23 protein-coding genes are annotated in these 23478 nt (G+C 38.1%); 22 read left to right on the top strand and 1 reads right to left on the bottom strand.

Annotated features, from left to right (window positions below; all coding sequences use genetic code 11):
* The first annotated feature begins 8 nt into the window (after positions 1 to 8).
* The 10 genes from def to spoVM are packed head-to-tail and all read left to right on the top strand — an operon-like array spanning position 9 to position 9041.
* Entirely contained in the window at positions 9 to 509 is a 501-nt protein-coding gene (gene def / locus MHH85_RS15190; protein ID WP_053417507.1) for a peptide deformylase, read from the top strand.
* On the top strand, positions 506 to 1447 hold the full coding sequence (gene fmt, locus MHH85_RS15185) for a methionyl-tRNA formyltransferase (RefSeq protein WP_340707631.1): 942 nt from the start codon (positions 506 to 508) through the stop codon (positions 1445 to 1447). Before def ends, fmt begins: the two co-directional genes overlap by 4 nt.
* Complete coding sequence (rsmB, locus tag MHH85_RS15180; RefSeq protein ID WP_340707630.1) at positions 1444 to 2811, top strand: 16S rRNA (cytosine(967)-C(5))-methyltransferase RsmB; 1368 nt, start codon at positions 1444 to 1446, stop codon at positions 2809 to 2811. Before fmt ends, rsmB begins: the two co-directional genes overlap by 4 nt.
* Positions 2811 to 3911 (top strand): 23S rRNA (adenine(2503)-C(2))-methyltransferase RlmN, encoded by a 1101-nt coding sequence (rlmN, locus tag MHH85_RS15175; RefSeq protein WP_193738686.1) that lies wholly within the window; start codon positions 2811 to 2813, stop codon positions 3909 to 3911. Before rsmB ends, rlmN begins: the two co-directional genes overlap by 1 nt.
* A 14-nt stretch (positions 3912 to 3925) precedes the next feature.
* Positions 3926 to 4675 carry a Stp1/IreP family PP2C-type Ser/Thr phosphatase gene (locus MHH85_RS15170; RefSeq protein ID WP_340707629.1) on the top strand — a complete coding sequence of 250 codons (750 nt, stop codon included), beginning with the start codon at positions 3926 to 3928 and terminating at the stop codon, positions 4673 to 4675.
* 2 nt (positions 4676 to 4677) lie between these two features.
* On the top strand, positions 4678 to 6660 hold the full coding sequence (pknB, locus tag MHH85_RS15165; protein WP_340707628.1) for a Stk1 family PASTA domain-containing Ser/Thr kinase: 1983 nt from the start codon (positions 4678 to 4680) through the stop codon (positions 6658 to 6660).
* Positions 6661 to 6671: 11 nt separating this feature from the next.
* Complete coding sequence (gene rsgA / locus MHH85_RS15160) at positions 6672 to 7553, top strand: ribosome small subunit-dependent GTPase A (RefSeq protein ID WP_193738689.1); 882 nt, start codon at positions 6672 to 6674, stop codon at positions 7551 to 7553.
* A 2-nt stretch (positions 7554 to 7555) separates the two neighbouring features.
* On the top strand, positions 7556 to 8221 hold the full coding sequence (gene rpe / locus MHH85_RS15155) for a ribulose-phosphate 3-epimerase (protein WP_340708187.1): 666 nt from the start codon (positions 7556 to 7558) through the stop codon (positions 8219 to 8221).
* Entirely contained in the window at positions 8218 to 8874 is a 657-nt protein-coding gene (locus MHH85_RS15150) for a thiamine diphosphokinase (protein ID WP_340707627.1), read from the top strand. Before rpe ends, MHH85_RS15150 begins: the two co-directional genes overlap by 4 nt.
* 14 nt (positions 8875 to 8888) lie before the next feature.
* Complete coding sequence (spoVM, locus tag MHH85_RS15145; RefSeq protein ID WP_340707626.1) at positions 8889 to 9041, top strand: stage V sporulation protein SpoVM; 153 nt, start codon at positions 8889 to 8891, stop codon at positions 9039 to 9041.
* Positions 9042 to 9074: 33 nt separating this feature from the next.
* On the opposite strand, the gene rpmB is transcribed toward spoVM, so the two are convergent.
* Positions 9075 to 9263 carry a 50S ribosomal protein L28 gene (gene rpmB, locus MHH85_RS15140; protein WP_038183978.1) on the bottom strand — a complete coding sequence of 63 codons (189 nt, stop codon included), beginning with the start codon at positions 9261 to 9263 and terminating at the stop codon, positions 9075 to 9077.
* Between the two features lie 230 nt (positions 9264 to 9493).
* Between rpmB and MHH85_RS15135 the strand changes: the two genes are divergently transcribed.
* The 12 genes from MHH85_RS15135 (at position 9494) to smc (ending at position 23476) form a co-directional block, all read left to right on the top strand.
* Entirely contained in the window at positions 9494 to 9856 is a 363-nt protein-coding gene (locus MHH85_RS15135; RefSeq protein ID WP_038183979.1) for an Asp23/Gls24 family envelope stress response protein, read from the top strand.
* 18 nt (positions 9857 to 9874) lie between these two features.
* Complete coding sequence (locus MHH85_RS15130) at positions 9875 to 11536, top strand: DAK2 domain-containing protein (protein ID WP_193738692.1); 1662 nt, start codon at positions 9875 to 9877, stop codon at positions 11534 to 11536.
* Between the two features lie 177 nt (positions 11537 to 11713).
* Positions 11714 to 12376: an L-serine ammonia-lyase, iron-sulfur-dependent subunit beta gene (gene sdaAB / locus MHH85_RS15125; protein ID WP_053417497.1), complete on the top strand. Its 663-nt coding sequence runs from the start codon at positions 11714 to 11716 to the stop codon at positions 12374 to 12376.
* A gap of 11 nt (positions 12377 to 12387) precedes the next feature.
* Complete coding sequence (gene sdaAA, locus MHH85_RS15120; protein WP_053417496.1) at positions 12388 to 13284, top strand: L-serine ammonia-lyase, iron-sulfur-dependent, subunit alpha; 897 nt, start codon at positions 12388 to 12390, stop codon at positions 13282 to 13284.
* A complete protein-coding gene (gene recG, locus MHH85_RS15115; RefSeq protein ID WP_340707625.1) occupies positions 13277 to 15325 on the top strand; it encodes an ATP-dependent DNA helicase RecG in 2049 nt (682 codons plus the stop codon). The genes sdaAA and recG overlap by 8 nt, the downstream gene beginning before the upstream one ends.
* Positions 15326 to 15453: 128 nt before the next feature.
* The gene (gene fapR / locus MHH85_RS15110; RefSeq protein ID WP_038183987.1) at positions 15454 to 16029 is read left to right on the top strand and encodes a transcription factor FapR; all 576 of its coding nucleotides are present in this window, start codon (positions 15454 to 15456) and stop codon (positions 16027 to 16029) included.
* Positions 16030 to 17016, top strand: a complete 987-nt coding sequence (gene plsX / locus MHH85_RS15105) for a phosphate acyltransferase PlsX (RefSeq protein WP_340707624.1) — start codon at positions 16030 to 16032, stop codon at positions 17014 to 17016.
* A gap of 2 nt (positions 17017 to 17018) precedes the next feature.
* The gene (gene fabD / locus MHH85_RS15100) at positions 17019 to 17981 is read left to right on the top strand and encodes an ACP S-malonyltransferase (protein WP_340707623.1); all 963 of its coding nucleotides are present in this window, start codon (positions 17019 to 17021) and stop codon (positions 17979 to 17981) included.
* Positions 17962 to 18708: a 3-oxoacyl-[acyl-carrier-protein] reductase gene (gene fabG / locus MHH85_RS15095; RefSeq protein WP_340707622.1), complete on the top strand. Its 747-nt coding sequence runs from the start codon at positions 17962 to 17964 to the stop codon at positions 18706 to 18708. Before fabD ends, fabG begins: the two co-directional genes overlap by 20 nt.
* A 58-nt stretch (positions 18709 to 18766) precedes the next feature.
* Positions 18767 to 19003 (top strand): acyl carrier protein, encoded by a 237-nt coding sequence (locus tag MHH85_RS15090; RefSeq protein WP_038183995.1) that lies wholly within the window; start codon positions 18767 to 18769, stop codon positions 19001 to 19003.
* 130 nt (positions 19004 to 19133) lie between these two features.
* Positions 19134 to 19895 (top strand): ribonuclease III, encoded by a 762-nt coding sequence (gene rnc, locus MHH85_RS15085; RefSeq protein WP_370588372.1) that lies wholly within the window; start codon positions 19134 to 19136, stop codon positions 19893 to 19895.
* A 2-nt stretch (positions 19896 to 19897) separates the two neighbouring features.
* Entirely contained in the window at positions 19898 to 23476 is a 3579-nt protein-coding gene (smc, locus tag MHH85_RS15080; RefSeq protein ID WP_340707621.1) for a chromosome segregation protein SMC, read from the top strand.
* Positions 23477 to 23478: the final 2 nt, after the last annotated feature.

Genomic DNA, 23478 nt, shown 5'->3' with positions numbered 1-23478 from the left:
AGGGCATTATGGCATTATTAGAAATTGTAAAAAATCCAGCAAAAGTGTTAGAAACTAAAGCAGCACCTGTTACTAAATTTGATGCAGAGCTAGCAAAGTTACTTGATGATATGTATGATACAATGCTTGAGCATGATGGCGTAGGAATCGCAGCACCTCAAGTAAATAAAAGCATTCAAGCGGCAGTTGTAGAAATGGGCGAGGAAAGAGCCATTCTTGAAATCATTAATCCAACGATTTTAGCTACAGATGGTTCTGCTATTGAGATTGAAGGATGTTTGAGTTTTCCAGAACTTTATGGCGATGTAGAACGTCCTGATTATGTCCATATTAAAGCACAAGACCGTAATGGAGAATGGTATGAAGTTGAAGCAGCCGGTTTTGACGCACGTGTGATTCAACATGAAATTGACCATTTGTTTGGTGTGTTATTTGATAAAAAAATTACGCGTGTTTATACGCTTGAAGAATTAGATGAAATGGCCGAAGCAGAGGAGGAACAGGAATGATTTCCATTGTCTTTATGGGGACACCTGCCTTTTCGGTACCAGTTTTGCGTATGCTTCATGATGAAGGGTACGATATTAAAGCTGTCGTAACACAACCGGATCGTCCTGTTGGTCGTAAACGTGTGTTAACGCCACCACCTGTCAAAGAAGAGGCTGTTCGTTTAGGATTACCGGTAATTCAACCAGAGAAACTTCGTGGCTCTGATGAGTTGCAAGAAATCATAGCTTTAAATCCGGATTTAATCGTAACAGCTGCTTTCGGTCAAATTTTACCGAAGGAACTATTGGATACACCGAAACTTGGTTGTGTGAATGTTCATGCTTCATTATTACCAGCTTATCGAGGTGGAGCACCAATTCATCAATGCTTAATCGATGGACAAGAAAAAACAGGTGTTACGATAATGTATATGGCAGTTAAACTTGATGCAGGTGATATTATTTCACAAGCAGAACTCACAATTGAGGAGCAAGATCATACTGGCCTATTGTTTGATAAATTAAGTATTATCGGCCGCGACCTACTAAAAGAAACATTACCGTCTATTATCGATGGCACTAATGATCGCATCCCGCAAGATGAAGAAAAAGTGACATTTGCTCATAATATTTCACGTGAACAAGAGCTAGTCAATTGGCAGCAAAATAGCACAGAAATTTATAACCAAGTAAGAGGTTTACATCCATGGCCGGTAGCTTATACGAAATTACATGGCGATAATGTGAAAATTTGGTGGGCGCAAAAGTCGGATAAAAAACATAACGAAATACCTGGTACTGTAATTGCTATTGATAAAGAATATTTTACTGTGGCAACAGGTAACGGAGAAGCAATCAATATTTTAGATTTACAGCCAGCTGGCAAAAAGCGTATGACTGCGATGGATTACTTAAGGGGTACCGGGTCAAAATTACAGATTGGGGACCGTTTTGAATGACAAAAAAGAAAGATAAAATTTGGGATGGTAATGTTCGCGACGCAGCATTAACTATTCTTCTTGCAGTAGATAAACAGCAAGCATATAGTAATTTACTTCTTCATCAAACAATTGAAAAATATAATATTAAGCCGAAAGACCGTGCTCTTTTGACGGAGATTACTTACGGTACACTTCAATACAAAATGACTTTAGATTATTATTTAGAGCCATTTGTACGTGGGAAATTGGATGATTGGGTGAGATGGTTACTACGCTTGTCTTTATATCAAATTGCATACCTATCGAAAATTCCTGACCATGCAGCAGTAAATGAAGCCGTTGAGATTGCAAAACACCGAGCTCGCCATCAAGGTGTCTCTAAAACAGTAAACGGTATTTTACGTTCGGTCTTACGTGACGGAATTAGAGATACGACGGATATAAAAGATCCGATTGAACGACTTTCTATTGAAACGAGTCACCCGGTCTGGTTAGTACGCCGTTATGTAGAAGCTTACGGCATTCAAAAAACATCTGATATGCTGTTTGAAAATAATTTACCTCCACAACAAACTATTCGAGTAAATACAGCAAAAGTAACGACAGATCAAGCTCTTGAAAGCTTGTGGGGAGAGAAATTTGAAGTTGTGCGTAGTAAAGTGTTGCCGGAATGCTTGCATTTATTAACGGGTCAAGCTGCTCGTACAGAATCTTATAAAAATGGTCTGATTACCATTCAAGATGAAAGCTCTATGATACCAGCTTACGCTTTACAAGTAGAGCCAGGAATGAGAGTTTTGGACATGTGTGCTGCGCCAGGCGGTAAAACAACTCATATTGCTGAGAAAATGAAAAATGAAGGCGAGTTAATCGCAACTGATCTACATGCTCATAAAATTAAGCTTATTAAGAGCAATGCAGAACGACTAGGCTTAACTGTTATTAACGCACAAGTATTAGATGGTCGAAAAGCATCTGAGCAATTTGAAAAGCAATCATTTGATCGTATTTTAGTCGATGCGCCGTGTAGTGGATTAGGAGTTATTAGACGTAAACCAGATATTAAATATACAAAAAGAGAAGAAGATTTCTCATCACTACAACCAATACAATTACAATTACTGGATTCCGCTTACGAATTATTAAAAAATGAAGGCAAAATGGTTTACAGTACTTGTACAGTTGATAAAATTGAGAACGATGGAACTGTTTCTGCATTTTTAGAGAAACATACGGATATGGAACTTGAACCCGTAGCAAATGTGCCAGCCGTACTCAAAGAGCTTCAAACAAACGGAATGATGCAAGTCTTTCCACAAGACTTTAGCAGTGATGGCTTTTTCGTTGCTGCCTTTAGAAAAAAAGGAGAATTTACAAACTAATGGATCAAGAAATACAAAAACCAGTAAGAGTAAAAAAAGAAAAACCACAATTACGCCAATCAATCTATTCATTATTGCCAGAAGAAATGCAAACTTGGTTAAAGGACAACGGAGAAAAACCGTTCCGTGCTGGCCAAATTTTTGACTGGTTATATATTAAACGTGTAACAACTTTCGATGAAATGTCTAACTTATCAAAAGAATTACGTGATAAATTAGCTGCTGACTTTGAACTAAGTACATTAAGTACTTTAATCAAACAAGAATCTAAAGATGGTACCATCAAGTTCTTGTTCCAATTACAAGATGGCTATTCAATTGAAACTGTGTTAATGCGTCATGAATATGGGAACTCTGTTTGTGTAACGACACAAGTGGGCTGTCGTATCGGATGTTCATTCTGTGCATCTACTTTAGGAGGATTAAAACGTCATTTATTAGCTGGTGAAATTGTTGAGCAAGTTGTCAATGTTCAAAAAGCATTAGATGAAGTTGGTGAACGTGTAAGTCATGTCGTGATTATGGGAATCGGTGAACCGTTTGATAACTACGATGCCATGATGAGCTTCTTAAAAGTCATTAATCATGAAAAAGGATTGAACATTGGTGCACGCCATATCACAGTATCAACTAGTGGTATTATTCCTTCAATTTATAAATTTGCAGATGAACAATTACAAATTAATTTTGCGTTGTCATTACATGCACCTAACCAAGAATTACGTCTACGTTTGATGCCAATAGCAAAAGCGTACAAACTACCAGATCTAATTGAAGCAATTCGTTATTACACTGAGAAAACAGGTCGTCGAGTTAGTTTTGAATATGGTCTATTTGGCGGGGTCAATGACCAAGTAGAACATGCTGAAGAATTAGCAAGATTAATCAAAGGTATTAAATGTCACGTGAACTTGATTCCAGTAAACTATGTTCCAGAACGTGACTATGTACGTACACCAAAAAATGATATTTTTGCTTTTGAAAAAACATTAAAAAATCATGGTGTTAATGTAACGATTCGACGCGAGCACGGTTCTGATATTGATGCTGCATGTGGTCAGTTACGTGCGAAGGAGAGAAAGCAAGAAACGACGAATTAATGGGGTGACTGGCTGTGGAATATATAGTAGCGAGTGATATTGGAAGGAAAAGGATGGTAAATGAGGACCGGGCTATATTCATTGAACGCGAAGATGCATATAAACTTGCCATTGTCGCTGATGGTATGGGTGGACACAATGCTGGAGATATAGCTAGTGGCATGGCAGTTTCTGGATTTGAACAGTTATTTTTGCAAGCAGATGCGGAGTCTTTTCAATCAACTGAATTGAAAAAAGAATGGCTATTAGCATCTGTTCAAGAACTCAATGAATCGATTTATCAATATTCTTTATCACACGAAAATTGTCACGGCATGGGAACAACTTTAATAGCCGTTTTGATAGATGCTGGCGAATGTATTATTTGTCACATCGGAGATAGTCGTGTGTATTTCAGCACTGCAACTAATTTGCAACTTATTACAAGAGATCACTCTTATGTGAATGTACTCGTAGATAATGGGGAAATTAGTGAAGAAGAAGCAGAAAGTCATCCTAAGAAAAACTACATCATTAAATCTTTAGGAACAGAATCGACGATTGCACCAGACTTTTATTCGGTGCAATTCGTTTCTGATTCATATGTATTAGTTTGTTCTGATGGTCTTAGTAACAAATTAACTAAACAAGAAATGCAAGCAATTATTCATCTGCCATTACCTATTCAGGAAAAGGGTGAACAACTGATACAACTGGCAAATGAACATGGCGGAGAAGATAATATCTCGCTTATTTTATTTGCAGATAATATGAAGGAGGTGTAAGAATGCTTGTTGGAAAAAGATTAAGCGGCCGTTATAAAGTTCTTGAATGGATTGGCGGCGGCGGTATGTCCAATGTTTATCTTGCACACGATATGATTTTAGATAGAGATGTAGCAATTAAAGTACTACGATATAGCTTTTCCGATGAAGAGGAGCTTCATCGACGTTTCCAAAGGGAAGCGTTATCTGCCACAAGCCTTACACATCCTAATATTGTAAGTATTTACGATGTTGGTGAAGATGCTGATATGCATTATTTGGTTATGGAATACGTTGAAGGCAAAACTTTAAAGCAATACATACAGGAATTTGCGCCTTTATCACCGATGAAGTGTGTCATGATAATGGAGCAATTAACGTCAGCTATTGCACATGCTCACCAGAATCAAATTGTTCATCGCGATATTAAACCACAAAACATATTAATGGACCAAGAAGGTAATGTGAAAATTACCGATTTTGGTATTGCGATTGCATTATCAGCAACATCTTTTACACAAACAAATTCGGTTTTAGGAACAGTCCATTATTTGTCACCTGAGCAAGCACGTGGAGGAACAGCAACTAAAAAATCGGATATATATGCATTGGGAATTGTGCTTTATGAATTATTAACAGGCAAACTACCGTTTATGGGTGAATCAGCAGTGGCAATCGCACTTAAGCATTTACAATCTGAAACGCCTTCAGTACGTGCAATTGTACCTTCTATCCCACAAAGCTTAGAAAATGTCGTTTTTAAGGCAACTGCAAAAGACCCGGCACACCGCTATTCTACTGTTGAAGAACTTCAGGAAGATTTATCTACAGTTCTTGAAGAACATAGAAGTCATGAATCCAAATTTATGCCTCCTGTTGACCACGATGAGACAAAAGCAATGCCAGCAATTACGAAGGCTCAAATGATTCAAAATGCGGACATAGAAAAAACAAAGGCAATGCCTGTGGTAGAAGATAATAAAAAGAAGGAAAAAAAGGGCGGTAAAAAGAAATCGAAGAAAAGAAAATTACTGCTATTTGTTAGCGGTATTATTACTTTCCTTTTATTGTTTATTTTGGTCCTCGTATTATTCCCTAATCTATTCAAAGAAAAGAAAGTGGAAGTTCCAGATGTTGCTGGACAAGAGTTAGTGAAGGCTATTGAATTACTTGAAGATAAAGGTTTTGAAATCGGAAGACAAACTGAAGAGGCTTCTGATGATATTAAGGAAGGTCATGTGATTTCAACGAATCCTTCGGCAGGAAAAGAGCGTACAAAAGGTTCTGAAATAGATATCATGTTAAGTTCGGGGCCGAAAAAAGTAACATTAATTGATTATAGAGGCCGCGATATAGAAACAATAAAAAAATTACTATCCAAGTATGATTTTAAAGATATCAAAACAAAAACGAAGCACTCTGATCAAGCACCGGGTACTATTTTAGATCAGACGCCTGATGCAAGTGAAGAGGTCGTACCAGCAAAAACTATTATTGTTTTTACTGTAAGTGAGGGTCAAGAGCAGGCGCAAATTGGAAATTTAGAAAGATATGATGAAGATGCTCTAAAAAATTATGCGAAATCTTCTGGTTTTAACGTCCACATTGCAAAAGAGGATTACTCAGAAACTATTCCAAAAGGGCAAGTTATTTCTCAAACTCCTCAAGCGGGGAATATGGCAAGTATCGGCTCTACAATTAACGTAGTGATTTCAAAAGGACCGCAACAAAAGCAAGTAAAATTTTATGTTGCTACAATTGATATTCCATACGACCCTGAAGAAGAGGGCGAGGAGCAAGAAATCCGTGTTTACATTCAAGATCATACACGCTCACTTGCAAATATTGAAAATGAATTTAAGATTACTGAATCCAAAAAAATCTTTCCTCAATTAGCGATTGAGGAAGGAGGAAAAGCAATTTATCGTGTTGTCCGTGATGATAAAATAATTATTGATGAGACAATAACTTATGAACAATTAGAAAAAATGGAAAAATCGCGATAAGGAGGAATCGAATGGCGAAAGGTCAGATTCGAAAAGCATTAAGCGGATTTTATTATGTTCACTCCGATGGTGAACTGATTCAATGCCGCGGTCGTGGTGTATTCCGAAATAGAGGTATTTCACCACTTGTTGGTGACTTTGTGGACTTTGTTGTTGAAGGAAATAATGATGGTACAATCACAGCTGTTCATGAGCGTCATAACGAACTTGTACGTCCACCAGTTTCAAATATTGACCAAGCAATTCTTGTCTTCTCAGCAAAGGAACCAGCTTTTAATACAATATTATTGGATAAATTCTTAGTAGCATTAGAATCTTTCCATATCCACCCGATTATTTGCTTAACAAAAACAGATTTATTAACTTCTGAAGAAAATGCTGGTATACAACAGTATATTAAAGATTATCAAGAAATAGGTTACGAAGTGATTCAAACCTATAAAGGAGATCCAGAAATACTGGTGAAAATTCAACAGGTTTTAGAAGGTAAAACAACTGTATTAGCAGGACAATCTGGTGTTGGAAAATCCACTTTGTTGAATACAATTATGCCATCATTAGAATTAAAAACTGGGGTTATATCAGAAGCGCTAGGACGAGGGAAGCATACGACAAGACATGTTGAATTAATCCCTCTAGCTGGCGGATTAATTGCTGATACACCTGGATTTAGCTCTTTTGATTTCGATACACTTGAAAAAGAAGAATTAACATCTTGTTTCCCGGAATTACAGCGTTTATCGGAGGATTGTAAATTTCGTGGATGTTTACATTTAAAAGAACCAAAATGTGCTGTGAAAGCTGCAGTAGAGAACAAAGAAATTAAGCAGTATCGCTATGATCATTACCTGCAGTTTTTGCAAGAAATAATTGATAGAAAGCCGAGGTACTAATGATGATTAAAATCGCACCATCTATTTTAGCAGCTAATTTTTCAAAATTAGCTGATGAAGTAAAAGAAGTTGAAGCAGCAGGAGCAAAATTAATTCATATCGATGTAATGGACGGACATTTTGTACCGAATATTACAATGGGCCCAATCGTAGTGGAAGCGCTACGTCCGGTAACAGATCTACCACTCGATGTACATTTAATGATTGAAAATCCAGATCAATATATCGAGGACTTTGCAAAAGCCGGCGCAGACTATATTACAGTACATGTAGAAGCATGCCGTCATTTACATCGTACAATCCAATTAATTCGTTCACATGGTGTGAAACCAGGTGTCGTATTAAATCCTCATACACCTATCGAAACAATTCAACATATTTTAGAAGATATTGATATGGTACTATTCATGACTGTAAATCCAGGCTTTGGAGGACAAAAATTCATCCATTCGGTAGTGCCTAAAATTGAACAACTTTCAACAATTATTAAAGAAAAAGGCTTGAATGTGGAAATTGAAATCGATGGCGGTATTAATGCAGAAACAATCATTCCTTGTGCAAAAGCAGGTGCAACAATATTCGTAGCAGGATCGGCAATTTACGGTAAAGAAGATCGCTCAAAAGCTTTACGAGAGATTCAATTAGCGGGAGAACAAGCAGTCCAATGAAAACTATTGTGATTTGCGCTGGAGGCCCTGAGCAAGAGATCGTGTCCAACGATTTCTTGCTTTCTTTTTCTGATGCTTTTTTCATTGGAACAGACCACGGGACGATGTATTTATTAAATAGAGGAATTGTTCCAGATATGGCTGTCGGTGACTTTGATTCGATAACAGATGAAGAATGGCAAGAAATTTCTGAGCGAGTTCCTCATATTGAACGTTACTCACCTGAAAAGAATGAAACAGATACTGAACTCGCAATTATTAAAGCGCTATCATCAGAGCCGACTACTATATATATTACTGGTGTAACAGGTGGACGTTTAGATCATTACGAGGCAAATTTGCACACAGTATACCGCTTACAATTAGCGTATCCACAACTACATATTAAAATAGTAAATCGTTCAAATGAACTACAATTTTTACTCCCTGGTGAACATACAATGGTACAGGATGATCATTATAAATATATGTCCTTCTTTGCATTCAAAGGCCCTGTAGAAAATATGACGTTGCGCGGTGTTTTATATGAAACCACCAATGAAGTAATTGAAGTAGGAACCTCTCGTTTTACAAGTAATGAAATATCTGACGGAATCGCGTCTATTTCATTCACAGCAGGCATATGCTTAATGATAAGAAGTAAAGATGACTAGCGAGGAGTGGAGAGTTGAAGGTATACACGTTCCAATTGCCAAAATTCGTCAGTGGATTTGCGAGGGTTTGTTTACAAGCATTTCAAAAAGAATCATCGGCATCAGCATCAACAACTGCTACAGCTAAATCTAAACAGAGAAAGAAAAAAGAAAAAATGCCAGGGTGACGATAAGTCAACCTGGCATTTATTATGAGTGCATTATACGCGCTCAACTTTTCCTGATTTCAAAGCTCGTGCAGAAACCCATACACGTTTCGGTTTACCGTCAACTAGAATACGGACCTTTTGTAGGTTTGCACCCCATGTACGCTTGTTAGCGTTCATTGCGTGGGAACGAGCGTTGCCGGAACGAGTTCTACGTCCAGTAATTACGCATTTTTTTGGCATTTTTATATTCCCTCCTCACAAAAAGAAGCTGAAAGATTATAATTTCAGTTCGGTATTTCACATACTTTAATAATTTAACATACACTTTTATGCATTGCAACTGATTTCGATAGACTTTCAAGAAAAAAACCTTTACAGTCTATACTAGACGAATGTATAGGTTTTCTTTTATAATCGAATTTTGTATAGTACAATAAGAGTTAGTCAAAATGGAGTCAGGAGGCATTTTTATGTCAGTTGAATTAAAAAACGAATTCGGAAACATTGATATTTCAAATGATGTTGTCGCACAAATGGCTGGTGGAGCCGCTCTTGAATGTTACGGCATTGTAGGTATGGCAAGTAAACACCAAATTCGTGATGGACTAACAGACATTTTACGCAAAGAGAATTTTGCAAAAGGTGTTCTTGTACGCCAACAGGGCGAAGATTTACATATTGATATGTATGTAATCGTTAGCTACGGTACTAAAATCTCAGAAGTAGCATACCAAGTCCAATCAAAAGTAAAATATACACTAGATAAAACACTCGGAATGGCAGTGAAATCAGTCAATATCTATGTGCAAGGTGTTCGCGTAGCGAACGTGTAAGAGGAGGAACTCATTCAAATGAAGTCATTAGACGGGATTAAATTTGCCGAAATGGTGCAAATGGGATCACATCACCTATTCCAAAATGCAGATTATGTGGATTCTTTAAACGTATTCCCTGTGCCAGATGGCGATACAGGTACAAATATGAATTTATCGATGACATCAGGTGCAAAGGAAACTGAAACAAATGCTGTGGAACATATCGGTAAAACAGCCCAAGCCTTATCAAAAGGATTATTAATGGGAGCTCGTGGTAACTCAGGTGTTATCCTATCTCAATTATTCCGAGGCTTTGGTAAAGCAATCGAAAAAGAAGCTACAGTCGATGCCATCCAATTCGCGCAAGCATTCCAATACGGCGTGGATACTGCATATAAAGCAGTTATGAAACCTGTAGAAGGTACTATTTTAACGGTTGCAAGAGAAGCTGCAGCTCATGTTGTGGAAGTAGCTAAAACAGAGCAAGATATCATCGTTGTGATGGACGAGTTAGTCAAAGCAGCAAAAGCATCACTAGCTAACACTCCTGAATTACTACCTGTACTGAAAGAAGTTGGAGTAGTAGATAGTGGTGGACAAGGCTTAGTGTTTGTTTATGAAGGCTTTTTAGCATCACTAAAAGGTGAAGCACTTCCTGAAAAAACAGTAGCAACTTCAATGGACGATTTAGTAAATGCTGAACATCATAAAGTACAAGACTTCATGGATACATCAGAAATTGTGTACGGTTACTGTACTGAATTCATGGTTCGTTTCGAAGACGAAAAATTAGGTGGTAAACCTTTTGATGAAGCAAAATTCCGTGAAGATTTAAGTCATTATGGAGATTCTTTACTTGTCATTTCAGATGACGAAGTCGTGAAAATTCACATTCACTCTGAACAACCAGGTGAAGTAATTGCTTACGGACACCAATTTGGTAGCTTGATTAAAGTAAAAGTCGACAATATGCGTCAGCAACATACAGACATCGTTGGCGAAGGTCATACTAATGAATCAGCTAAAAAAGTACAGAAAAAACATCCATATGCAATTGTTACAGTAGCAATGGGGTCGGGTGTTGCTGAGCTTTTAGAAAGTGTTGGCGCTTCTTATGTTATCGAAGGTGGACAAACAATGAATCCTTCAACTGAAGATATCGTTAACGCCATTAAAGCAGTAGGCGCAGAACGCGTACTAATTTTACCGAATAATAAAAACATCGTAATGGCAGCAGAGCAAGCAGCTGAAGTGTTAGACATTGAAGCTGCGGTCGTACCAACAAAATCAGTGCCTCAAGGAATGGCGGCAGTTCTTGCGTTTAATCCTGATGCTTCAGTTGAAGAGAATAAAGCAAACATGACAACAGCATTTGCTCATGTGAAAACTGGACAAGTGACTTTTGCTGTTCGTGATACTTCGATTGATGGCGTTGAAATTCATAAAGGCGACTTTATGGCTATTTCTGAAGGTAAAATTGTGGAAGCAACAACTTCGCTTGCATCAGCTTCAGAAACTTTAATTCAATCAATGATTGATGAGGATTCGGAAATCGTAACAGTACTTTATGGACAAGATGCAGACGAATCAGCAGTTAATACATTTACAAGCTTTATCGAAGAAAACTATCCAGATGTTGAAGTGGAAGTTCATAATGGTAAACAACCATTATATCCATTTATTCTTTCTGTTGAATAAAGAGTACCGGAAGTTTGTTCGGAAATTGTGGTATATAAATTAAACAGCTATTCAAAAGTAGCGCGCTATTAGAGTGCGCTACTTTTTTGCGCTGTATCAAATACTTGGTATAGTCTTAAATTATCATGTAGAATGGTGTTACGACTAACAACGATTAAGCAAGGGGGCAGTTTTTTTATGAAATACACATCGGTATTCGATATTATCGGCCCGGTTATGATTGGGCCATCATCATCTCATACAGCCGGTGCAGCACGAATTGGTCGCGTCGCACGTGACTTATTTGGCGGCCAACCAAAATGGGCGAAAATACATCTATATGGCTCTTTTGCAGAAACTTATAAAGGACATGGGACAGATGTTGCAATTATCGGAGGTCTACTAGACTACGATACTTTTGATGAACGTATTAAAACGGCTTTTGCGGATGCAGAAAAAGCTAACTTAACTTATGAATTTATTCCAGAAACAGCGCATACAGAACATCCAAATACAGCGCGTTTAGTAATTGGAGATGATGAAACAGAAATGTCGATGGTGGGTATTTCTATAGGCGGAGGAAGTATTGAAATTATAGAATTAAATGGTTTCCCGCTTAGGTTATCTGGAGGTATGCCAGCAATTCTTGTTGTGCATGATGATCGAGCAGGCTGTATAGCGGCGGTGGCAAACTGTTTAGCAGGTTATAATATTAATATTGGTCATATGGAAGTTTCACGAAAAGAACGTGGCAATATGGCATTAATGGTTATTGAAGTTGACCAAAATATCGACAAATCCATTTTAGATGAAATGTCAACTCTACCGAATATTACTAAAGTAACGCGCATTAAAAATTAGGAGGTAGAAAAATGGAAGTTTTATTTCATAATGTTAGAGAATTAGTGGCATTAGCTGAAAGTGAAAATAAACAAATTTCAGAAATTATGATAGAGCAAGAGATGTTAATAACTGAACGTACACGTGAAGAAATTATGACTCAAATGACTCGTAATTTAACTGTTATGGAAGAGGCTGTTGAACGCGGTCTAAAAGGTGTGCATTCTGTAACTGGTTTAACTGGGGGAGACGCAGTATTACTTCAGAAATACATTGCAACAGGAAAATCTTTAGCGGGAGATCTCTTATTAGACGCTGTAAGTAAAGCAGTTGCAACAAACGAAGTGAATGCAGCGATGGGTACTATTTGTGCAACACCAACAGCAGGTTCGGCCGGTGTTGTACCAGGTACACTTTTTGCGGTGAAAAATAAATTAAATCCAACGAAGGAACAAATGATTCGTTATTTATTCACTTCAGGAGCATTTGGTTTTGTTGTAGCTAATAATGCATCCATCTCAGGTGCAGCAGGTGGATGTCAAGCTGAAGTAGGTTCTGCTGCTGCAATGGCTGCTGCTGCAATCGTTGAAATGGCAGGAGGTACTCCGCAACAAAGTGCGCACGCTTTTTCGATTTCATTGAAAAACATGCTTGGACTTGTTTGTGATCCTGTAGCTGGACTAGTAGAAGTACCATGTGTTAAACGTAACGCTATGGGAGCAGCGAATGCTATTGTTGCTGCTGATATGGCTTTGGCAGGTGTGACGAGTAGAATTCCCACGGATGAAGTCATTGATGCTATGTATCGTATAGGACGTACAATGCCTTCTGCACTAAGAGAAACTGGACAAGGTGGCCTAGCAGCTACACCGACAGGTAGAGCATTGGAGGCTAAAATCTTCGGAGGGGCAGTGCTGCAAAGTGAATGATCTTTTGCTCCAGCCTGTCACGAATTTAAAAGGTGTCGGAAAAGGAATGGGAGAAGCGCTTCAAAGTATGGGTATTGAAACTTTCAATGACTTACTTTGGACCTTTCCTTATCGACATGAAGATTTTCGGTTAAAGGATTTAGCAGAAACACCACATAATGAACGGGTTACGGTTGAAGGGCGTATTGAAAGTGTACCAGTTGCCCTGTTTTTAGGGAAAAATAAATCGCGTCTACAAGTGCAAATGCTTGTAGGGCGCCATTTAATAAAAGTCGTTTTCTTCAACCAATTATACTTAAAGAATAAAATGATACCTGGATCTATAGCGACTGTAACGGGGAAGTGGGACCGCGGCCGTCAAGTCATTAATGGCACCCAAATTACTTTTGGGCCGAAAGTGGATCATGCTGACTTTGAGCCAGTTTATAGCTTGAAGAGCGGTATGCATCAAAAGAAATTCCGTAATTATATGCGACAAGTACTAGATGAATCGAAATCAGAAATTGTAGAGTCTTTGCCTAGTCAATTAAGAACTGCATATAAATTGTTACCTGTTGCAGATGCGCTAGAAGGTGTTCATTTTCCAATAGATGCAAACCACGCCAAGCAAGCAAGAAGGCGTTTTGTATACGAAGAGTTGTTGCAATTTCAATTACGAATACAAGCCTTACGTAAAATTCGTAAAGAACAAGAACAGGGTTTATCTATTCACTATGATTTAGAGAAACTAAAAGAGTTTTTTCAAACTTTGCCATATGAATTAACGAATGCGCAAAAGCGTGTCGTCAATGAAATATGTCGAGATTTACTAGAACCTCATCGTATGAATCGCCTGTTACAAGGGGATGTTGGTTCTGGGAAAACAGTTGTAGCGGCCATTGCATTATATGCTGCTGTGACTGCAGGTTTTCAAGGTGCTCTAATGGCTCCAACTGAGATTTTGGCTGAACAACACGGAGAGTCACTTGATGAATGGCTAAGACCATTGGGAGTGGAAGTGGCTCTTCTATCGGGCTCAACCAAAACAAAGGCTCGTCGTATACTTCTGGAACGATTAAAAAACGGTGATATTGATATTTTAATTGGAACACATGCATTAATTCAGCCGGATGTGGAATTTCATAAACTTGGTCTAGTGATTACAGATGAACAACATCGATTTGGTGTAGAACAGCGTCGTATTTTACGTGATAAAGGAGAAAGTCCTGATGTACTATTTATGACAGCGACACCAATTCCTAGAACTTTGTCGATTACCGCTTTCGGTGAAATGGATGTGTCAATTATTGACGAATTACCTGCTGGACGAAAAGAAATTCAGACAAATTGGGCTAAAAAAGAACAATTTAATCAAGTGTTATCTCAAATGACAAATGAACTGGCAATGGGCAGACAAGCATATGTTATTTGTCCCTTAATCGAAGAATCGGATAAACTTGATGTGCAGAATGCAGTCGATGTTTACACACAACTGACTACATTATTTGGTGAAAAATATAAAGTCGGGCTCATGCATGGTCGTTTACCTGCAGAAGAAAAGGATGCGGTGATGCGTGAATTTAGTGAAGGGCAGTTGCATGTTCTTGTTTCAACAACTGTTGTAGAAGTTGGAGTGAATGTACCAAATGCAACATTTATGATTGTCTATGATGCAGAACGCTTTGGTTTGGCTCAGCTCCATCAATTGCGGGGGCGTGTGGGACGAGGCGAGCATCAATCCTATTGCGTATTATTGGCAGATCCAAAATCAGAAGATGGCAAAGAGCGGATGATTTCAATGACGGAAACAAATGATGGTTTTCGTCTAGCTGAAAAAGATTTAGAACTACGTGGACCGGGTGATTTCTTTGGTAAAAAACAAAGTGGATTACCTGAATTTAAAATGGCAGATCTCGTACATGATTACAGAGCATTAGAAGTGGCGAGACAAGATGCAGAGAAGCTCCTATCAACTGAAGAATTTTGGCAAGCAGATGACTGTGAGCAGCTACGTAATATGCTAGCAGAGTCTGGTGTATTAAATGGCGATCGTATCGATTGATATGAATTATTTTTGTTGAAAAAGGAGAGAATGCGAAAAAGAGTTTAAAACAACTCTTGCATTCTCTTTTTTTAATTTATATACTGATATTAGTACCAAGTGCTAATTTTTGAAAGGTGGCGAAAAAAATGAAGTACTCTAAAAAAGAACGACAAAAATTATTGCAGCAAACAATAATCGATAATCCATTCGTCACCGATGAACAGCTAGCTAGTCAATTTAATGTGAGCGTACAAACGATTCGGTTAGATCGAATGGAGTTATCGATACCAGAATTACGTGAACGAATTAAAGGTGTGGCTGCTCATAATTTTGAAAATGATGTAAAATCTTTACCAATTGATGAAGTGATTGGTGACATTATAGATATTGAATTAGACGAAAGAGCCCTTTCCATTTTTGACGTAAAAGAAGAGCATGTCTTCCAACGTAATGGTATCGCGAGGGGGCATCATCTATTTGCTCAAGCGAATTCACTTGCTGTAGCAGTGATAGACGATGACTTAGCGCTAACTGTACATTCAGAAATCCATTTTGTGAAACCAGTACGGGCAGGTGACAGAGTAATTTCAAAAGCACTTGTCACAGGCAAGGATGACAGCAAAAGTCGAACATTTATCGAGTTAACCTCTACTGTTGAAAATGAAGTTGTTTTCGCTGGTAAGTTCGAAATGTACCGTACGAAAGGAAAAGGTGAAAAGTAAATGAAAATAGCAATAGACGGCATGGGTGGAGACAATGCACCAAAAGCCATTATAGAAGGCGTATATAGAGCATTAGAAGCTTCTGCAGATATCGAAATCCAATTATTTGGCCAAAAACAGGCAATGCAACCATATTTAAAAGATCATGAGCGCTTAACTGTGATTAATTGTGAAGAAGTAATTGAAGGTGACGACGAACCAGTTCGTGCAGTACGTCGTAAGAAAGATGCTTCAATGGTGAAAATGGCAGATGCAGTTAAGAATGGTGAAGCAGACGCTTGTGTATCAGCAGGGAATACAGGTGCATTAATGGCCGCTGGATTATTTGTAGTAGGACGTATTAAAGGTATTGATCGACCTGCATTATCTACTACATTACCAACTTTAGATGGTAAAGGTTTTGATATGTTAGATCTTGGATCAAATGCCGATGCAAAACCTGAAAACTTAGCTCAATATGCAATTATGGCTAGCATTTATGCACAACAAGTACGCAATATTCAAAATCCAACAGTCGGATTATTGAATATAGGGACTGAAGATAAAAAAGGAAATGAGCTTACTAAAGCTGCTTTTGGTTTATTGCAAGAAGCGCCAATTAACTTTATCGGTAATGTTGAAGCACGAGAATTATTAAATAGTGCTGCAGATGTTGTCGTGACTGATGGGTTTACAGGTAATATGGTGTTGAAAACAATCGAAGGTACAGCGGATAGCATCTTTTCTATGTTAAAGGGAGCATTTATGGCTTCAGGGAAAACAAAAGTTGCAGCGTTAATGATGAAGAGTAATTTAAAAGAAATTAAAACAAAAATGGACTACACAGAGTATGGTGGAGCCGCATTATTCGGTTTAAAAGCACCAGTAGTAAAAGCGCACGGTTCGTCAAATGCAAATGCTTTTGCTAGTGCTATTCGCCAAGCAAATATTATGGTTAAACACAACGTATGTGCAACGATTGATTCTACAATTTCAAAGGAGAACTAATCATGACGAAAATCGCTTTTATCTTTCCAGGACAGGGTTCACAATCAGTTGGTATGGGAGCAGAATTTGTGGCTGAGCACCAAGCGTGCAAAGCCTACTATAATAAGGCTGATGAATTATTAGGTTATTCATTATCGAAGTTAATGCTAGAAGGTCCGGCTGAAGATTTGACATTGACTTACAACGCGCAGCCTGCATTGTTAACGACAAGTGCAATGATTGCTGATAAACTGACAAAAGCAGGTATTACACCAGATTATACTGCCGGACATAGCTTAGGTGAATACACAGCGTTAGTGGCATCAGGTGTAATGTCATTCGAAGATGGCGTACAAGCCGTACATAGTCGAGGAATGTTTATGAACGAGGCCGTACCTGCAGGTGAAGGAGCTATGGCTGCTATTTTAGGCTTGGACCGCGATGCGTTGAAAGCTGTAACGGATGAAGTTACAGCATCAGGAGAAGTTGTGCAGCTCGCTAACTTAAATTGCCCAGGTCAAATTGTGATCTCTGGCACAAAGGCTGGAGTTGACAAGGCGAGTGTCAAGGCGAAGGAAGTAGGAGCAAAACGTGCACTTCCTTTAGTAGTGAGTGGACCTTTCCATTCTGAATTAATGCGCCCAGCTGCTGGCAAGTTGCAAGAGAATTTACAGCAAAAAGCTATGCAAGATGCTAAAATTCCAGTTATCTCAAATGTTACGGCTAATCCTGTCACTGAACAAATTGAAATCCAGCAACTATTAGTAGAACAATTATACTCACCTGTATTGTGGGAAGATTCTGTTCGAAAAATGATTGATCTAGGTGTGGAAGTATTTATTGAATGTGGTCCTGGAAAAGTATTAAGCGGACTTGTAAAAAAAGTAGATCGTCAAGTGAAGACGTATTGTGTTTATGATGAAGCAACGTTTGAACAAGTTATAGAAGCGTCGAAGGAGTGGTCTCATGAAGAAGCTAGAGGGTAAAACAGCTGTTGTAACAGGTGCTTCAAGAGGAATCGGACGTGCCATAGCATTAATATTGGCAGAACAAGGTGCACGTGTTGTTGTCAATTATAGCGGTAGCCAATCTAAAGCTGAAGAAGTCGTAGCAGAAATTACTGAAAATGGTGGCGAAGCGATCGCAGTTCAAGCCAATGTAGCTGATGCTGACGAAGTAACAGCTTTAATGAAAGCTGCAACAGATACTTTTGGTAGTCTTGATATTTTAGTAAATAATGCTGGCATAACACGTGATAATCTATTAATGCGTATGAAAGAACAGGACTGGGATGACGTAATGAATACTAACCTAAAAGGGGTATTCCTATGTACGAAGGCTGTCTCACGCCAAATGATGAAACAACGTGCGGGTCGTATTATTAATGTTGCATCTATTGTTGGTGTTTCTGGTAATGCAGGTCAAGCAAACTATGTTGCGGCAAAAGCTGGTGTTATTGGTTTAACAAAAACAACTGCAAAAGAATTAGCAGCGCGTAATATTTATGTTAATGCTGTAGCACCTGGATTTATTGCGACAGAAATGACAGATGAACTGCCTGCTGAAGTAAAAGATCAAATGCTTGGACAAATTCCATTAGCGAAGCTAGGAGATCCAAAAGACGTTGCAAAAGTTGTACTATTTTTAGCGTCGGATGATGCAAGTTATATTACAGGGCAAACAATCCATGTAGATGGTGGAATGGTCATGTAATTTATGCCTATGAACAAACGGGCTTTTTATGTATAATCATTGAGGGGAGGTGACAGATTTGGCAACTGTTATAGAACGTGTAACTAAAGTTGTTGTTGACCGTTTAGGTGTCGACGAGAGCGAAGTGAAATTAGAAGCTTCTTTCCGTGATGATTTAGGTGCGGATTCACTAGATGTAGTAGAACTAGTAATGGAACTTGAAGAAGAATTCGATATGCAAATTGACGACGAGGATGCAGAGAAAATTGCAACTGTTGGAAACGCGGTATCATTCATCGAAAGCAAAATTGGCTAATTATACATTGCTAGGGGCACTTCTTTCGTAATTTTGAAGGAAGTGTCTCTTTTTGCTTTTGCACATTGTAAGAGAAAAAGGTAAACTAAATAGGAGTATCAAAAGGAAGATAAGAAGGTTGATGACGATGATGAAAAAAAAGGGACTCTCACAAAAAAATGGTGCAATCTCAGAGAAAGCACGCCTCCAATTTGAGGAATTATTAAATAATTTAGGATTGCATTTTGATAATGCAAGTTTACTTTACAATGCATTTACGCATTCATCATATGTGAATGAGCATCGTCGTAAACTATTTGAAGATAACGAACGACTAGAGTTTTTAGGAGATGCAGTGTTAGAACTATCTGTCTCTAAATTTCTTTTCCTTAAATTCCCGAAAATGAGCGAAGGTGAACTTACAAAATTGCGTGCAGCAATCGTTTGCGAACCATCATTAGTCATTTTTGCAAATGAACTAAACTTTGGGAAATACGTTTTACTAGGAAAAGGTGAAGAATTAACAGGTGGTCGAGAACGTCCAGCTCTTCTTGCAGACTGTTTTGAAGCATTTGTTGGTGCACTATATTTAGACCAAGGATTAGAAACAGTCGTTGGATTTTTAGAACGCGTCGTTTATCCAAAAGTAGAAATCGGTGCTTTTTCGCATGTGATGGATTTTAAAAGTCAGCTACAAGAAATGGTGCAACAAGCCAATTCTGGTGTGCTTCAATATGAGATTATTAATGAAAACGGACCAGCACATAATCGTACATTCGTGTCACATGTACTATTGAATGAACGCGAATTAGGCGTTGGTCACGGAAAATCGAAGAAAGAAGCTGAACAAAGAGCTGCTCAAAGTGCAATGATTGAATTGCAAAAACAGTCAGCTGACAATCAGGAGGTATAATTTTGTTTCTTAAACGGCTTGAAGTGATTGGTTTTAAATCTTTCGCCGATCGTATTGGTATTGACTTTGTGCCGGGAGTTACTGCTGTCGTTGGTCCAAATGGTAGTGGGAAAAGTAACGTAACGGATGCAATTCGATGGGTACTCGGAGAACAATCCGCAAAATCTCTTCGTGGTGCAAAAATGGAAGATGTCATTTTTGCTGGAAGTGACTCGCGCAAACCGCTTAACTTTGCAGAAGTATCATTGATATTAGATAACGAGGATGAACGATTACCAATCCCGTATAACGAAGTAAGTGTCACTCGTCGAGTATACCGCTCGGGCGATAGCGAATATCTATTAAACAAACAACAATGTAGATTAAAAGATATAACGGATTTGTTTTTAGACTCTGGTCTAGGAAAAGAAGCTTTCTCGATTATTTCACAAGGTCGAGTAGATGAAATATTAAACAGTCGTCCGGATGATAGACGCTCTATTTTCGAAGAAGCTGCCGGTGTATTGAAATATAAGCAACGTAAGAAAAAAGCCGAGCATAAATTGTTTGAAACAGAGGATAACTTACATCGAGTGCTTGATATATTGCACGAATTAGACAATCGTATCGAGCCTTTGAAAATACAAGCGTCTGCTGCTGCGGATTATTTAAAGATGTCCAAGGAATTAAAGGACATTGATATTGCGGTTATCGTTCATGATTTACGTGTGTTGCAACAAACACTTGAAACAATTATGCAGGATAAAAAGCAGTTTACGGTGACTGAGCAAGAACATATACACAATATGGAAAATAAAGAGACCCAAGTAGCCTCTATTCGAAAACAAATTACTAAGCTAGATAATTTACTAGACCAATCGCAACATCAGCTAGTGGAAGCCAGTTCAGAAGTTGAGCGGTGGGAAGGTCGTAAAGTATTAATGGCTGAAAAACGCCATAATGCCAGTGCACAATTAGAAAAACTACAACAATCACTTGAAAAAGCCCAAATCGCGGAGCGAGAGTGGCACGTACAACAAGTAGATAAACAAGAACAATTAACAATAAGACAGAAAACGTTTCAATTATTGAAAAAAAGTGTGAAACAGCTAGAAGATAATTTAAATCGTTCTTCAACAGACATCGAAAAAGATATCGAAAATTGGAAAAACACGTATATAGATCGTCTCAATGAGGAAGCAACAGTTAAAAACGAATACAAAAATATTACCCAACAGCTAGAACAACAAGAACAGGCTTCGTTTAAAATCACTAACCAATCGTCAGAAATGGCGGAAGAATTAGCTCAGTTAACGAAGGAACAACAGGTTGTTGAACGTAAATTAAACGATGTGAAGCAACAGTTAGAAGAAAAACTGGCTGCTTATTCAACTTGTCAATCAGAGCTAGCGAATGCGACGAAACAATTTGAAAGTAAACAAGATATGCTTTTTAAAGGCTATCAACATTTACAACAATTAAAGTCTCGAAAAGAAACTTTAGCGGAACTTGAGGCAGACTTCTCAGGCTTCTTCCATGGTGTAAAAGAGATTTTAGTGGCTAGAGAAAATAAAAAACTTTCTGGAATTCACGGTGCTGTTGCAGAGTTAATTCAAGTAAGTGGAGAATATACAAAAGCGCTTGAAACGGCATTAGGTGCAGCTTCTCAACATATTGTGACTGAAACACAGCAGGATGCTCAAAAAGCAATTGCATGGCTAAAAGAAAAAAGAGCAGGTCGCGCAACATTTTTACCGAAAAATGTTATGAAATCACGAAAAATATCACGTGATGCATTAGGAGCGGCTGCAACTCATCCATCGTTTATAAATACAGCAGATGAGTTAGCGACATTTGATCCAGCCTTTAAAACAATTGCAGAAAATTTATTGGGTAATGTATTAGTTGCAAAAGATTTACAGAGTGCTACACAAATCGCCAAATCATGCAATTATCGTTATCGCGTAGTAACGTTAGATGGGGACATAGTAAATGCCGGTGGTTCACTAACGGGTGGTTCTACTAAACAACAAACATCATTATTTACTCGTAAAGCTGAACTAGAAGACTTAACTGGTCAGCTTGTTCAAATGCAACAAAAAATTGAACAAGCAGAAAAAGTTGTTGCTGAGCAGAAAAACTTTGTTTCTATTAAAACGGTTCTTCTAGAGGACTTACGTAAGCAAGGTGAAGTGTTACGTGATGAAGAATTTGAACTGAGTGGGCATTTCCGTGAATTAGAAGCAACGACAAAACGACTTGCCTTACGTGTTACTTTAGTAGCTACTGAAAAAGAAGATGCTACTGATCGCTCTTCAAACTTACAAGAAAGTCAGATTTCAGCAAAAAAACGTTTGCAAGAGTTAACGGAAGAACTTGCTGAGATTAATAACACAATAGAACAATTAAACGTACTTAAAGTACAGAGTGAAACAGCTCAAGATGCATTGAAAGAACAATATGCAGAGAAGCGTTCAGAGCTTGCTGTAATTCAAGAACAAGTAACGCAATTAAAACAAGCTTCTGAAGAAGTAACTGTGCAATATGATAAGGCGAAATTGGAAGTCAATAACATTAGCCAAGAAATCAAATGGTTGACGAATGATGAAAGTCAAAATGGACCGTCTGATGAAGAAATAACAACAAACATTACTACTTGGCAGTTGAAAAAGACGGACCTAATTTCGACCATTGCTACTAGTAAGGAAGAAAGAACGCAGCTACAAGCTACTTTGGATACCTGTGAAGTAGAACTGAAGGAATTACAACGAGTGCATAAAGGTTTATTAGATGGCTTACGTAATTATGATGTAAAACTGTCTCAATTGGAGTTTTCGAAGCAAGCTTTACTAGACCAACTTGCTGAAGACTATGAGCTTTCTTTAGACGAAGCCATACGGGAATTAAATGAAGATATAGATGTTGAAATATCAAGAAGAAAAGCAAAATTATTGAAACAATCTATTATAGAACTAGGTCCCGTTAACTTAAATGCAATTGAAGAATTCGAAACAGTTTCAGAACGACATACTTTTTTAACGGAGCAAAGATCAGATCTCATGGAAGCGAAAGAAACATTGCATGAAGCGATTCGTGAAATGGATGAAGAAATGTCAACTCGCTTTAACGAAACTTTCTTGAAAATCCGTGAACACTTCCAAGTTGTTTTCCGAGAATTATTTGGTGGCGGGCATGCAGATTTACAACTAGTTGAGCCTGACGATATACTTGAAACAGGAATTGAAATTGTCGCTCAACCACCAGGTAAGAAATTACAAAGTTTAAGCTTACTATCAGGTGGAGAACGTGCTTTAACGGCAATTGCGCTACTATTTTCTATTCTAAAAACGCGACCTGTACCATTCTGTATACTAGATGAAGTAGAAGCTGCCCTTGATGAATCGAATGTTACTCGCTATAGTCAATATTTGAAAAAATTTAGCCAAGAAACACAATTCATCGTTATCACTCATCGTAAAGGTACGATGGAAGGTGCGGATGTATTGTACGGTATTACGATGCAAGAATCAGGTGTATCGAAATTAGTATCTGTGAAATTAGAACAAGAAGAACCTGTTCTAGTAGGACAAAGGAGCGAATAACA

Source organism: Viridibacillus sp. FSL E2-0187, assembly GCF_038006425.1.
Classification (GTDB): Bacteria; Bacillota; Bacilli; order Bacillales_A; family Planococcaceae; genus Viridibacillus; species Viridibacillus arvi.
This window is presented reverse-complemented; position numbering and strand designations above follow the sequence as displayed.

Coding starts and splice junctions, on each gene's coding strand:
- fabG (WP_340707622.1), top strand. CDS start 17,962: ATGAAGAAGCTAGAGGGTAAAACAGCTGTTGTAACAGGTGCTTCAAGA.
- fapR (WP_038183987.1), top strand. CDS start 15,454: ATGAAGTACTCTAAAAAAGAACGACAAAAATTATTGCAGCAAACAATA.
- sdaAB (WP_053417497.1), top strand. CDS start 11,714: ATGAAATACACATCGGTATTCGATATTATCGGCCCGGTTATGATTGGG.
- rsmB (WP_340707630.1), top strand. CDS start 1,444: ATGACAAAAAAGAAAGATAAAATTTGGGATGGTAATGTTCGCGACGCA.
- MHH85_RS15150 (WP_340707627.1), top strand. CDS start 8,218: ATGAAAACTATTGTGATTTGCGCTGGAGGCCCTGAGCAAGAGATCGTG.
- rnc (WP_370588372.1), top strand. CDS start 19,134: ATGAAAAAAAAGGGACTCTCACAAAAAAATGGTGCAATCTCAGAGAAA.
- MHH85_RS15130 (WP_193738692.1), top strand. CDS start 9,875: ATGAAGTCATTAGACGGGATTAAATTTGCCGAAATGGTGCAAATGGGA.
- pknB (WP_340707628.1), top strand. CDS start 4,678: ATGCTTGTTGGAAAAAGATTAAGCGGCCGTTATAAAGTTCTTGAATGG.
- rsgA (WP_193738689.1), top strand. CDS start 6,672: ATGGCGAAAGGTCAGATTCGAAAAGCATTAAGCGGATTTTATTATGTT.
- MHH85_RS15135 (WP_038183979.1), top strand. CDS start 9,494: ATGTCAGTTGAATTAAAAAACGAATTCGGAAACATTGATATTTCAAAT.
- plsX (WP_340707624.1), top strand. CDS start 16,030: ATGAAAATAGCAATAGACGGCATGGGTGGAGACAATGCACCAAAAGCC.
- def (WP_053417507.1), top strand. CDS start 9: ATGGCATTATTAGAAATTGTAAAAAATCCAGCAAAAGTGTTAGAAACT.
- rpe (WP_340708187.1), top strand. CDS start 7,556: ATGATTAAAATCGCACCATCTATTTTAGCAGCTAATTTTTCAAAATTA.
- fmt (WP_340707631.1), top strand. CDS start 506: ATGATTTCCATTGTCTTTATGGGGACACCTGCCTTTTCGGTACCAGTT.
- rlmN (WP_193738686.1), top strand. CDS start 2,811: ATGGATCAAGAAATACAAAAACCAGTAAGAGTAAAAAAAGAAAAACCA.
- rpmB (WP_038183978.1), bottom strand. CDS start 9,263: ATGCCAAAAAAATGCGTAATTACTGGACGTAGAACTCGTTCCGGCAAC.
- sdaAA (WP_053417496.1), top strand. CDS start 12,388: ATGGAAGTTTTATTTCATAATGTTAGAGAATTAGTGGCATTAGCTGAA.
- fabD (WP_340707623.1), top strand. CDS start 17,019: ATGACGAAAATCGCTTTTATCTTTCCAGGACAGGGTTCACAATCAGTT.